This window comes from Firmicutes bacterium HGW-Firmicutes-1 (assembly GCA_002841625.1).
GTDB lineage: Bacteria > Bacillota > Clostridia > Lachnospirales > Vallitaleaceae > HGW-1.
The window spans coordinates 427,633-441,112 of the sequence record PHAG01000002.1 but is presented as its reverse complement, the minus strand read 5'-3'; the positions used below and the strand labels follow the sequence as shown (position 1 = coordinate 441,112).

13 protein-coding genes are annotated in these 13,480 nt (G+C 32.5%); 12 read left to right on the top strand and 1 reads right to left on the bottom strand.

The features are described from left to right. Positions 1–15: 15 nt before the first annotated feature. From CVU84_04250 to proB, 5 genes are all read left to right on the top strand, one after another. On the top strand, positions 16–1,644 hold the full coding sequence (locus CVU84_04250; GenBank protein ID PKM96016.1) for a polysaccharide biosynthesis protein: 1,629 nt from the start codon (positions 16–18) through the stop codon (positions 1,642–1,644). Between the two features lie 83 nt (positions 1,645–1,727). Beyond that, on the top strand, positions 1,728–2,423 hold the full coding sequence (locus tag CVU84_04245) for a hypothetical protein (GenBank protein PKM96015.1): 696 nt from the start codon (positions 1,728–1,730) through the stop codon (positions 2,421–2,423). 13 nt (positions 2,424–2,436) lie between these two features. Beyond that, entirely contained in the window at positions 2,437–3,690 is a 1,254-nt protein-coding gene (locus CVU84_04240; protein ID PKM96014.1) for an aminoacetone oxidase family FAD-binding enzyme, read from the top strand. Between the two features lie 3 nt (positions 3,691–3,693). Continuing rightward, a complete protein-coding gene (locus tag CVU84_04235) occupies positions 3,694–5,283 on the top strand; it encodes an FAD-dependent oxidoreductase (GenBank protein ID PKM96013.1) in 1,590 nt (529 codons plus the stop codon). Positions 5,284–5,378: 95 nt separating this feature from the next. After that, a complete protein-coding gene (gene proB, locus CVU84_04230; GenBank protein PKM96012.1) occupies positions 5,379–6,173 on the top strand; it encodes a glutamate 5-kinase in 795 nt (264 codons plus the stop codon). Between the two features lie 2 nt (positions 6,174–6,175). Here the strand turns inward: proB and CVU84_04225 are convergent, their stop codons facing one another. Then, complete coding sequence (locus CVU84_04225; GenBank protein PKM96011.1) at positions 6,176–7,138, bottom strand: hypothetical protein; 963 nt, start codon at positions 7,136–7,138, stop codon at positions 6,176–6,178. Positions 7,139–7,276: 138 nt separating this feature from the next. Between CVU84_04225 and CVU84_04220 the strand changes: the two genes are divergently transcribed. The 7 genes from CVU84_04220 to CVU84_04190 all read left to right on the top strand — a co-directional run bounded on the left by CVU84_04220 (position 7,277) and on the right by CVU84_04190 (position 13,480). Further along, complete coding sequence (locus CVU84_04220) at positions 7,277–7,480, top strand: DUF896 family protein (protein ID PKM96010.1); 204 nt, start codon at positions 7,277–7,279, stop codon at positions 7,478–7,480. 30 nt (positions 7,481–7,510) lie between these two features. Then, a complete protein-coding gene (locus tag CVU84_04215; protein ID PKM96009.1) occupies positions 7,511–8,065 on the top strand; it encodes a 5-formyltetrahydrofolate cyclo-ligase in 555 nt (184 codons plus the stop codon). 141 nt (positions 8,066–8,206) lie between these two features. Continuing rightward, complete coding sequence (locus tag CVU84_04210) at positions 8,207–8,815, top strand: Holliday junction branch migration protein RuvA (GenBank protein PKM96008.1); 609 nt, start codon at positions 8,207–8,209, stop codon at positions 8,813–8,815. Between the two features lie 24 nt (positions 8,816–8,839). Beyond that, positions 8,840–9,871, top strand: coding sequence for a Holliday junction branch migration DNA helicase RuvB (locus CVU84_04205; GenBank protein ID PKM96007.1), 1,032 nt, complete (start codon positions 8,840–8,842; stop codon positions 9,869–9,871). Between the two features lie 92 nt (positions 9,872–9,963). Beyond that, positions 9,964–10,473, top strand: a complete 510-nt coding sequence (locus tag CVU84_04200) for a hypothetical protein (protein ID PKM96006.1) — start codon at positions 9,964–9,966, stop codon at positions 10,471–10,473. A gap of 42 nt (positions 10,474–10,515) precedes the next feature. Further along, positions 10,516–10,983: a cell division protein ZapA gene (locus CVU84_04195; GenBank protein PKM96005.1), complete on the top strand. Its 468-nt coding sequence runs from the start codon at positions 10,516–10,518 to the stop codon at positions 10,981–10,983. 109 nt (positions 10,984–11,092) lie between these two features. Next, positions 11,093–13,480, top strand: a complete 2,388-nt coding sequence (locus tag CVU84_04190) for a peptidase U32 (protein ID PKM96004.1) — start codon at positions 11,093–11,095, stop codon at positions 13,478–13,480.

Sequence of the window (13,480 nt, the reverse complement as noted above, 5' to 3'; positions counted from 1 at the left end):
TTGAGGTGCAAAGGTTTGGATGTGAATACTAGTAAGAGAAGAAAAAATAGCCTTGTATTACAAGGCTCAATTTTAGCAGTCGCTGCATTGATTGTAAGAATGATTGGGTTTTTCTATAGAATACCCTTAAATAATATATTGACTGATGAAGGAAATAATTACTATAGTAGTGCATTTATCATATATACATTCTTTTTGATGATTTCAACATATGGATTTCCAATTGCTATTTCAAAGCTTGTCTCTGAAAGATTGGCCGAAAAAAAGTTCAAGGAAGTTCAGGCTATTTTTAAATCCGCATTATCATTAGGCTTAATACTAGGTATTCTATTTTCAATCATTTTATGGTTTGGAGCAGATACATTAGCAGTTATAGGAGGGGATCATCCAAAGGCTGCCCTTGCTATTAAGGCAACAGCTCCTGCATTATTGATTTTTTCTGTGCTTTCGGTGTTCAGAGGCTATTTTCAAGGTATGAATACAATGGTTCCCACGGCGATATCCCAAATACTTGAGCAGATTTTTAATGCCGCATTTAGTCTTATATTGGCTTCTGTTTTAGTAAAAAAAGGGTTGGAATATGGAGCAGCTGGTGGAGAATTAGGAACAGGTATTGGCGCTCTGTCTGCACTGTTGCTATTACTTTTTGTGTATAAACTAGCAAGGCGTAAGATCTTCAAAAAGAACCTTAAAAAAGACATTAGCAATTTTAAGAAAAAAAATATCTTTTTTTATTGGAAACTTATTTTAACAGTATCAATACCCATTATAATTGGGACTGCGATTCTGAATTTTGCTTCAATAGTTGATATGGTTATGTTTAAAAAAGCCATTGTATTTCATGGTGGAGTAGTATTAGATGCAACGAAATTATTTGGACTATATACTACGAAGAATCAATTACTTATCAATTTGCCAGTAACCATAGCAGCATCACTTGCTATGGCTAGTATCCCAAGTATTTCCGCTGCTGTAGTAAATGGTAATACGGATGATATTAGAAATAAAATAGAAGCTGCAATTCGTGGTACTATTTTGATTGTAATACCTGCGGCAGTTGGAGAATTTGTATTGGCCAAACCTATTATTGATATGCTGTTTACAGGTGGAAACCTTGATCTTGCAGCAAAGCTTCTTCAAGTCGCAGCACTATCTATAGTGTTTTTTGGACTATCAACAGTATCAGTTGGTATTTTGCAAGGCTTAGGTAAGTTGAAAATACAAATATGGACATCTTCCTTAGCATTATTGCTGAAAGTTCTTTTAAATATTGTGTTATTGTTTGTTTTCAACTTAAACGTTTATGGTGCTGTTATTGCAAACATTATATTTTCTGCAGTTTATGCTGGATTGAATTTATATGTAATTAATAAACACATACCTTTAAAGCTTGATTTACAAAGAACTGTATTAATCCCAATTACTGCAGCCGCTTTAATGGGAGTTACGTGTTATATTTCGTATTATTTAATAGGTATTTTATCAGGTAGTAATACAGCAGCTACTCTAATTTCTATCATAATAAGCATGCTGGTATATATTATTATACTATTAAAACTAAAAGGCATCACCGAAAAAGAAATTGTTGATTTTCCTAAAGGTTATAAAATATTGAAGCTTCTTAAAAAATTAAAAATGATATAATTTAAACGGAGTATTTCAAATTAATGTATATTCCCTAATAAAACGGTAAATAATACTATCAAAACCTTTAAGGAGGGTTTGATATGGCTAAAAAAATGTATGTACCGTTAATATTATTAGGTATTGTGCTTGCGGTAGTTTTATCGTATGAAATCACTTCATTGATTTTGTTAAATGGTGAAAACAAATCAGATGATTTTGAACAACCAGTAACTTACGAAGATGAATTAGATGATAAGGCTGATACAAGCATGGCAATACAAGCTGATACGTTAAAACTATCTAGAATATCCCCTTCAACTAGAATAGTATACCAATACTATTATACAATGGATGATAAATTGGTAACTGATGAGTGTGAACCACCTTACTATCTGATTGATATGACAAGAAATCAATTAGAAGCATATTATACTGATTGGCAATTGATTTCTTTCTCTTCTGATAAGGTAGTGCTCCGAAAGAGTATCAATGAGAGAGATTCTAAGGGATATTATATTATTAGAGAGTTCGAAGGTAAAATGGCAGTTTTTTATGATTATACTGAAGCCTTTGAAATAGCCTTCCAAGAAGCAGTGGCTGTTGGTAAATATCATAGTGATGAAGAAGCTCTTTATTTTGTAGAGTTTATTCATATGAATAAAGATCATTATTTAAGAGAGATCTTAGATACACCAATTAATATATTGTCTCCTGAGGAACGAGAAAAGTTAAAAGATGGTATACTAGTATACGGCGATGAAGAGTTGATTCGTATATTAGAAAATTATTCAAGTTAATGGTTATGATGCCATGAAAGAGGAAAACATGGGAAAATCAAAAATAATCGTTATAGGTGGCGGCGCATCTGGTATGGTCGCTGCGATTTTTGCTGCTAGGCTAGGTGCTAAAGTTACAATATTAGAACGCAAGGATAAAATTGGGCGAAAGATATTAGCAACTGGAAATGGTCGTTGTAATCTAACAAATAAGAATGTAGCAATACAACATTACTATAGCGTTAGAGAAGATCAAAACTTCTTAAGTAAAATCTTAAGTGAATTTGATGTTGAAAAAACCCTTGGCTTCTTTTCAGAATTAGGGATAGATGTTGTGGAGAAAGAAGAAGGACGGTTATATCCAAGGTCAGATCAAGCAAGCTCAGTTGTATCCGTATTGTTATTAGAACTAGAAAGATTAAAGGTTGATATTCGTTGTGATGAACAGGTTAATGCAATAGAAATTGGTGATAACATTAAGGTATTGACAGATAATAGTAAGTACTACTGCAACAAATTGATTGTTGCAACTGGGGGGAAATCTTGTCCTGATTTAGGATCAAATGGAAGTGGGTTTGAACTAGCAAAATCATTTGGACACACGATTAAACAAACCTTTCCTTCCTTAGTTCAGCTACAGACAGATTATCCTTATTTAAAACAACTCAAAGGAACCAAAGTAATAGGTACTGTACAGCTTTTAAATGATCAAAATGAGCTAATTAAAGAGGAGAGAGGCGAAATTTTATTTACTGATTATGGTATTTCTGGTCCTCCAGTATTGCAAATTAGTAGAGATGCTTCCTATTATTATGAAAATCACCTTGATACATATGTACTAATAGATTTAATTCCGGAACAATCAATAGAACAGTTAGATGTATTGTTGACCAATAGGTTTTCTATTATGCCTACCAAGAGTGCTGAAAATACCTTAATTGGCTTTATAAACAATCGTTTAATTATGCCAATATTAAAATCTTCAGAAATATCTGCCTCAAAAAAAGCTGGAGATATTACTAAAGAAGAAAGAAAAAGAATTGTGCAATGTTTAAAAAATGTATCTATGAAGGTTACTGGAACCCAAGATTGGAATAACTCTCAGGTTACAGCTGGGGGAGTTAAACTAAGTGAAGTAAATATTAATAACTTAGTATCAAAAAAAGCTAAGAGTATTTATTTATGTGGTGAGATATTGGATGTTGATGGTATATGCGGTGGTTATAACCTACAATGGGCTTGGAGTTCAGGTGCTGTTGCCGGAAAAAATGCAGCTTTAGAGGAGTAATAAATGAAAAGAATAAGAATTCAACAAATTAAATTAAAATTAGATCATAGTCCCGAGCAATTAGAACAGAGAATATGCGATTTACTAAGGATTCCAATGGAAGAAATCAATCATTATGTAATTGTAAAAAAATCGATTGATGCAAGAAAAAAACAGTCTATATACATTGTTTATACAGTAGAGGTTGAATTAAAAGAAACACCAAAAAATGGAGTGGTTGACGGTAATAGTATTATGTATACTACCGAAGAGCATTATACTTTTCCAACTACAAAAAAACCATTGGCATCTAGACCAATTATTATAGGAAGCGGACCTTCTGGTCTTTTCTGTGCTCTTATATTGGCTGAAAATGGTTATAATCCTATTGTTCTAGAAAGAGGTCAAGATGTAGATCAACGGATTAAGGATGTAAATCTATTCTTTGAAAAAGGAATTATAAATGAAGCATCAAATATTCAATTTGGTGAAGGTGGAGCAGGCACGTATTCAGATGGAAAGCTTAACACTCAAGTAAAAGATTCATTTTTTAGGCGAGAAAAAATCTTTGAGGAATTTGTGGAAGCAGGGGCACCTGATGAAATTAAATTTATGAACAAACCTCATATTGGTACAAACAATCTCATTAAGGTTGTTAAAAAAATTCGACAAAAAATTGAGCGTTTAGGTGGAGAGGTGCGTTTTAATAGCAAAGTAACTTCCCTAATAATCGAAAATAATCAAATAACCGGTGTAGTCATTAATGAATTAGAAAAACTACATTCAGACAATGTTGTTTTAGCTATCGGCCACAGCGCAAGAGATACTTTCACTAAGCTTAAAGAACAAAATATTCCAATGGAAGCAAAGGCTTTTGCAATTGGTCTTAGAATTGAACACTTACAAGAAATGATCTCAAAAAACCAATTTGGTGACCAATACAAACACCCAAATCTACCCGTAGCAGATTATAAATTAACCCATAGATCCAAATCAGGCAGAGGTGTTTATACCTTTTGTATGTGCCCAGGTGGCTATGTAGTTAATTCATCCTCTGAACCAGGACATATTGTCACAAATGGAATGAGTTATTTTAAACGAGATAGCAACAATGCAAATAGCGCTATTCTAGTAAATGTCACCCCAGAAGATTTTGAAAGCACCGACGTACTCGCCGGTATTGAATATCAGAGAAAGTGGGAGTCTATGGCATTTGTACTTGGAGGTTCCAACTATAAAATGCCCCTCCAACTATGGTCTGATTTCTTAAATAATGAGCCAACTACTAGTCTTGGATCAATTACTCCATGCCTTAAAGGTCAATATACTTTTGCTAATTTAAATGATTGTTTACCTCACTTTGTAACTGAAGCAATCAAAGAAAGTGTTCTCGAATTTGACATGAAAATTAAAGGCTTCGCTCATTCAGATGCAATACTAACTGGCGTTGAAACAAGATCCTCATCACCAGTAAGAATTCTGCGAAATGAACAATTCGAAAGTAGCATTAAAGGCTTATATCCTTGTGGAGAAGGTGCAGGTTATGCTGGTGGCATTATGTCAGCAGCTATGGACGGAATTAAAATTGCAGAACAGCTTGCGTCTAAAGGATAAACCGTATCATTACTATTCTCTTGATAACACAACTACTTTAGTGTAAAATAGATTAGATAATTGATGAATAACAAAATATTTTGCGAGGTAAAGTTATGGATGCTAGAAATAAATTAGAAGTTAAAAAACGAATAGTGATAAAAATCGGATCATCTTCATTGACACACAAGGAGACGGGTCACATTAGCATTTCTAAGATGGAATTATTTGTTAGACAAATTGCTGATCTGAAAAATTCCGGTAAAGAAGTAGTACTCGTATCTTCAGGCGCTATTGCAGTCGGAATTAGCGCTTTAAATATGAAAAAAAGACCTGAAAGTTTATCTGATAAACAAGCTGTAGCAGCAGTAGGACAAGCTTCTCTAATGATGATATACCAAAAATTATTTAGAGAATACAATAAAACGGTAGGTCAGATTTTAATTACCAAAGATTTACTGGAGCATGAAGGTAGAAAGAATAATACAATTAACACCTTTCAGGCTTTGTTAGAATTAGGCGCTATCCCAATCGTAAATGAAAATGACACAGTCTCTACTGAAGAAATTGAATTTGGAGATAATGATAACCTATCTGCGATTGTAGCATGTCTAATAGGAGCAGACCTATTGATCATCTTATCTGATATTGATGGTTTATTTGATAGTGATCCACGAACTAACCCAGAAGCAAAGCTTATTTATGAAGTACATAAAATTAATGAAGATATAGAAAGCATGGCTTCGGGAGCCCTGAGCAAAGTAGGTACAGGTGGTATGACTACTAAAATTCAGGCGGCTAAACTTGCGAATGAATTTGGCATTGATACGATTATAGCCAATTCTGAAACCGATCATGTTATTTATAAAATCATGAGACAAGAACCTATTGGAACTATTTTTTATTCCTAAGATTACTTGCTTTTAGTTGATAGGTTTTCTAAAAGTTTGATTGCTATTTTTGTCTGAAGCTCTATAGCAACTGGATTTTTTTTATCTACAGATGTTTTTATATTTTTCAAGAGTGCATTTATTGTAGCTGCATCCTGTTTGTTCTCTTCTTGTACCTTAATATATAGAGCGTCCCAATTGTTTTGAGCTTCAGATACCAAATCACTTGCTTCGCGATATTCATTTAGTTTAGATAATGTAGTGATTTTATACAATAAATACTTTTCCCTATTTGAAATTGTCGTAGGGTTCTCTTTGTCTGATTCTAAACTAACTTTTGAAATATAGCCTAATAAATCCACTGTTAAATCTAGAATTTTTTTGTCTTGTTCCGTAAAAATTATTTCGGGATATTTTTTCAGAGCTTCTTCTTGAGGAATAACAATTTGTGGTTGCTCTTGTTTTTCCTCGCCACCACCTCCTGAAGATTCTCCACCACTTGAAGAGCCGGAGGTATCACCACCGCCAGAGCCTTCTTTTGATCCACCACCGGATGACTCACCGCCTGAGCTCTCTTGTTTCTTATCACCACCAGATGCTACGCTTGATATGATCGTGAGTTGAGACTTTTCATATGCGTAGTATATCTCATCGCTTTTTTGTTTGTTGGCTTCATTGTAAATATCTTCAGATAGTTGATTTAAATTTTGAATATATTTATTTGCAGAGGCATCCGTCTTTTCAGATACTAAATTTGCTTTATTAGATAATTCATATATTTCTTTTAACGAGTCATATAGTTCAATGTACTTTTTTGTATAAATTTTTTCTATTAGCTTTTCTGTTGAATTAAACAAATCGATCTTAGCTGCAAGCAAAACTGTTTCACTACTTTCTTTACTTGATTTTTCTTCAGAACCTATTTTGGTACATGAACACAATAACATTACAGCTATAATAAGGACTAAATTACGCATAGACTTCAAATTAATCACCTGATTTCATTGATTTTTAGTTTTACTTAATGCTATTATTATCTCAATTATATCTGTAAAAAATTCATTTTCACTTATGAAAACCATGGTAATAAAATATAATTCGTATTTTTATTTGGAGGTCTCGAAATGGAACAAAATAAATTAGATCGTATTAATGCACTTTATAAAAAACAAAAAGAAACAGGCTTAACAGAAGCAGAAGTATTAGAACAGGCACAACTCCGAAAGGAATATGTTGCATTGGTTTCGAAAAATTTCAGAGGTACCTTAGGTACAATCAAAGTTCAAGATCTTGATGGAAATGTGAAACCACTAAAAAGAAAAAAATAAATAAAATTCATTTTAAAAGGTTTATACGATATGGATAAAAACTTATTGAGGAAAAAATGCTTATTTCAAAGAAATCAACTTTCACTTAAGACAGTATCTACCTTAAGTTATCAAATTATGTCTAAATTTATTCAAACTGACCTATATAAAAATAGTGATGAACTTTTTTCATATGTAGGAATCAAAAACGAAGTTGATACTTTAGGAATGATTGAAAAAGCATTGGCAGAAGGCAAAAGAATTGCAGTTCCTAAAACATTTCACAAGGGAATCATGAAATTTTATTATATTTGTTCTTTAGAGGAACTAGTTCTCGGGAAATTTGATTTATTAGAGCCAAGAAATATAATAGAAGAAGCAAAACCTAACCAATGTTCAATCTTTATCGTTCCAGGAATCGCTTTTGATCGTTCGAAAAATCGTTTAGGTTATGGTGCTGGTTTTTATGATCGTTATTTACAAAATAATCAATATCATAAATCAATTGCATTGGCGTATGAAAGTCAAATAGTTGATGAAATTCCAACACATTCTTATGATGTACCCATGGATTTGATTATTACAGATAAAAATATATATTATTGATAAAAATCTTTACTTGTATATATTGACTTTTTTCAGTATAATTATTGTATTGCAGAACAAATGTTCTTAATGAGAAAACAGATAAATACAATTTGACTAAAATGAATGCATTCATAGTCAATAACAAAGGAGCAAACGAATATGATTGCTTACATAAAAGGAACGTTAGACACGGTGGGTGAAGATAGAATCGTCATCGATTTCAATAATATGGGCTACGAAGTAAAGATACCACTATCCATAATCTCTCAATTACCCCCTATAGGTGATGAGGTTAAGGTTTATACTTATTTATACGTAAGAGAAGATGCTATGCTTCTATATGGGTTTTTAACCAATGATGACCTTAATGTATTTAAGTTACTCTTAACAGTGAATGGTATAGGACCAAAAGGTGCACTTGCAATTCTATCAGCACTTACACCTGATGCATTGCGTTTTGCTGTAGTAACCGGTGATGATATTGCAATTTCTAAGGCGCCAGGTATTGGTAAGAAGACTGCTCAAAGACTAATTATTGATCTAAAAGATAAGCTTAAGCTAAAAGATTATGGAGATACAATTAGTAAAGAAGCACAAGCATATTCATCGAGCTTTGATAGCAATGATAGTTTACATGAGGCGATTGCTGCGCTCATCTCTTTAGGGTATTCAAATACTGAAGCAGTGAAGGCTACGAAAGGACTTAGTGGAGCTGATCAGGTTGAAGACATTTTAAAACATGCTTTAAAGCAATTGGCTCGTTTATAAGAATTGGCGAAGGAGACATTATATATGAATAAGAGAACCATCACTACAGAGTTTATACCTGAGGATATATGTATAGAGACGTCTTTAAGACCAAAGCTTCTGAAGGATTATATTGGACAAACTAAGGCCAAAGACAATATCAAGGTATTTATAGATGCTGCCAAAATGCGTAAAGAATCTCTAGATCATGTGCTTTTATATGGACCGCCAGGGCTTGGAAAAACTACTTTAGCTAATATTGTGGCCAATGAGATGGGCGTGAATGTAAAGGTTACATCAGGACCAGCTATAGAAAAGCCTGGGGAAATGGCAGCAATCCTAAACAATTTACAAGAAGGAGATCTTCTTTTCATTGATGAAATACATAGACTAAACCGTCAAGTTGAGGAGGTTATGTATCCTGCAATGGAGGATTATTCTATAGATATACTGATTGGAAAAGGCCCCTCTGCTAAATCCATACGATTAGACCTACCTAAATTTACATTAGTAGGTGCTACTACCAGAATTGGTCTTTTGTCAGCACCCTTAAGAGACAGATTTGGAGTAATTCATAGATTGGAATTTTACACTCCTGAGGAGCTAAAAGAAATCATAATCCGTTCTTCAGAGGTACTTGGTGTTAAAATAGATGTAGACGGAGCCAATGAAATATCTAGACGATCAAGAGGCACACCAAGGCTTGCAAATCGATTACTAAAAAGAGTAAGGGATTTTGCGCAGGTAAAGTTTGATGGTATTATTACCAAAGATGTTGCAAATAGTGCACTAAATTTATTAGAGGTTGATACTTTAGGACTTGATAAAAATGATAGAAAAATGCTTTTAACCATGATTGAAAAATACAATGGAGGTCCTGTTGGCTTAGACACCTTAGCCGCAACAATTTGCGAAGAGGTAGATACAGTTGAAGATGTTTATGAACCTTATTTATTACAATTAGGACTTATCAATAGAACACCAAGAGGGCGTATTGTTACTCCATATTGCTATAAGCATTTAGGAATAACCTATTTTGAAAGCCACGAAGGACAATTAGATATAAATTCTGTTTAAAAGGTATTGACTTTTTCTTAAGAATTATGTAAATTTTAAGTATGTTCATTTTGCGAACATGATAAGAGGTTATATAGATAAAGGTGGGTGCTATGAATAAAGAGCTTCAGTTACTGACGAACATTAATGAAAATGAGCAAATAAGTCAAAGACAATTAGCAAAAGCCATGGATCTATCCTTAGGGACCATCAATGGTTTGATTTCTAATATGATCCAATTAGGATATATCATCATTGAACAAAGCCAGTCAAAGAAGACAAAATATTTCCTAACAACTTTAGGCCAGCACGAAAAAGCGAAACGTCAGTATCAATTAATTGTTGATAGCTATCATATTATTAGTAAAACAAGAAATGGCATAATAAGAGTAATTGAGAATCAATTACAAAAAGGAATCAATATTTTTTACATATATGGCGAAGAAGATGAAATATCTAAACTTGCTAAGATGAGTTTGATAGAGCTAAAAAGAGAACATGCAATTAAATATGAACATACTACTGATATATCAAATGTAAAAAGCACATCCTCCTCGTGTATTCTTTATTGGAATACGAATTTTATGCCAGATAAGGCGGTAAATGCTGTAATGATTTTATAGTAGGTCAAAAAGTGTTTTCAAAGGACAAAGTAATATGTTATAATGTTTATTATATGGAATCAAAGGGGGCTTGGCAGAATGTCACATAAAAATGACACGACAGTTCTTATTGGAGGTAATGTTTATACTTTAGCAGGAACAGAGAGCGAAGAGTATATTCAAAGAGTAGCACTGTATATCAACAATAAGCTTGAAGAAATACGAAAATCTGACAATGCAAAGAAATTAAACACTCGACTAATGTCGATTTTATTAGATATTAATATTGCAGATGATTTTTTTAAAGCAAAAGTTAAGATCGAAGAATTAGAAAAAATAATAAAAGCAAAAGATGATACGATAACCAACTTAGAGCAAGATGTTATTAGTCTTCAAGTTAAATTAGAAGAGCTTGATGGTGAAAAATCAAAATTCAACCAAAGAATTGAGGCATTAAAAACTGAAATAGATAGTTATAAAGCAGAATTAGATGAGTATATTGAAATATTTGATCATGAAAAAGCAGATTAATGAACACTTTATCAATTAGGGCTATTCATAAACTCAGTTTATGAATAGCTTTGTGTTTATCGTGAAAGATATTAAATGAGGTTTTATTTATACAAGGAGATTATGTAGAATGAATTATAACAAGCCTGAATTATTGTCACCTGCAGGTTCTTATCAAGCATTAACAGCGGCTATACATGCGGGATGTGATGCTGTATATTTAGGCGGAGAAAAATTTGGTGCTAGAGCCAATGCGGAAAATTTTACAAATGATACTCTACCGAAAGCTATAGATTTTGCTCACTTGCATGGTGTGAAGGTATACTATACAGCAAACACCTTAATCAAAGAAAATGAAATGCAAACCTTTTTAGAACAAGTAAACTTTTTATACCAAGAAGGTATTGATGCACTCATTATTCAAGATATTGGTGTATATCAAACAGTTCATCGGTATTTTCCACGATTAGCGCTTCATGGTAGTACTCAAATGACCATTCATAGCTTAGAGGGTGCTATTTTCTTAGAAAATCTCGGATTTGAACGAGTTGTACTTAGCCGAGAACTTTCATTGCAAGAAATTAATTATATTATAAATAATTCAAAGATTGAAATTGAATGTTTTATTCACGGTGCATTGTGCTATAGTTACTCGGGTCAATGCCTCTTTAGTAGCCTTATTGGAGGAAGAAGTGGTAATAGAGGAACTTGTGCTCAGCCATGTAGGCTTCCTTATGAGTTATATAATGGTGGTAAATTGCAAAACACTCCCAATAATAAGTTTTTATTAAGCCCTAAAGATATTCAAACACTCGAAATTATTCCTCAATTAATTAAAAGTGGAATTGGATCCTTTAAAATTGAAGGCAGAATGAAAAATGCTAATTATGTTGCCTTAATAACGTCTATTTATCGAAAATATATAGATTCATTCTTATCTAATCCTGAAAAGTATCATGTTGATCAACAAGATATTTTAGATGTACATCAAATTTTTAATAGAGGTGGATTTTCAAGCGGTTATTTTCTCAATAAAAATGGAATTGACATGATCAGTATCACGAGACCGAATCATCAAGGAATTAAAATTGGTAAAGTGGATAAAATTATGAATAATAAAAGTTTCACTTTATCCTTAGAGGATAAGGTAAATCAAGGTGATTGTTTGGAAATTACCACATCAAATGCAGATAATTATAGTTTTATTGCTAAGGAAAATATTTTGACATCTCCTTATACTTTAAATGTTGATGTGCAAGGCATTAGGCAAGGTGCACCTGTTTATAAGCTAACAGATGTTCATCTTGCTAAGAGAATTCAAGAGGAATTATTAGAAAAAGATAAGAAGATACCTGTAAAAGTGATGTTTACTGCGAAGGTGGGGGAGCCGTGTCAATTGACAATGAGTTATAAACAACACATTGCAAAAGTATGGGGAGTTATTGTAGAACAAGCAATCACTAGCGTAATGAGCGCAGATAAAATTGCTGCACAACTTAATAAAACAGGTAACGATCCTATTTATATGAACGAGCTTAATTTGACGATTGATGAAAATATCTTCCTTTCCATTAAAGAGCTAAATGCATTAAGGAGAGAAGCCATCGAGATATTAATTAACGAAATATTACAATCTACAAAACGTGTAGCAACGATAGCAAAGTATAACACTAAAAAAAATGTTAATCCTATAAATACTGTAAATATAAATGTTTTAATTAGGAGTATGGCACAATATCAAATAGTGAAAGGTTATGCAGTCAGCAATCTATACTTAGAACTAAGTCAATTTTCAATAAATGAAATAAAAAAAATAAGTGAAGAATGTAACGAATTGGCAATCAAAGTTTACATCGCTTTACCTAAAATTATTCGAAAAGAAAATTCAAAGCAAATAAAGGATTCCCTGAACTTAATTAAGAAATTACCAATACAAGGCATGATGATTAGAACACTTGATTCCTATGAGTTGGTGAAAGGCATCGGAGAAATATTACTTGATTATAGTGCAAATATTTTTAACAACGCTGCCTTTGAGTTTTGGAATCAACACTCCATTAAACGATTTTGTATTTCCCCTGAGCTAAATCTGAAAGAAATATCTTTACTAGGTAACAATGAATTAGAAATCGTTATTTATGGTTACATACCATTAATGGTAACTGCACAATGCTTAAATAAAACGATGAATAAGCCTTGTAATAATGAAGATATCGTTTATGAATTAAAGGATAGAAAAAACATAATCTTTAAAGTGTTTAAGGATTGTAAAATGTGTCTTAATACGATATATAATTCACTTCCAGTAGTGTTAATAGATAAATATAAAGACTTAAAGGCGATTGGTATAGGACATCTTCGTCTTGAATTTTTAGATGAAAGTCCATCGGATATAAGAGAAATAATGAATTATTCTATAGGAATCTTAAATAACCAAAATATGAGTACTGAAGATTATGATAAAATCAATGCTTTAAAAAATTATACTCGTGGGCACTTAACTCGAGGCGTAAAGTAG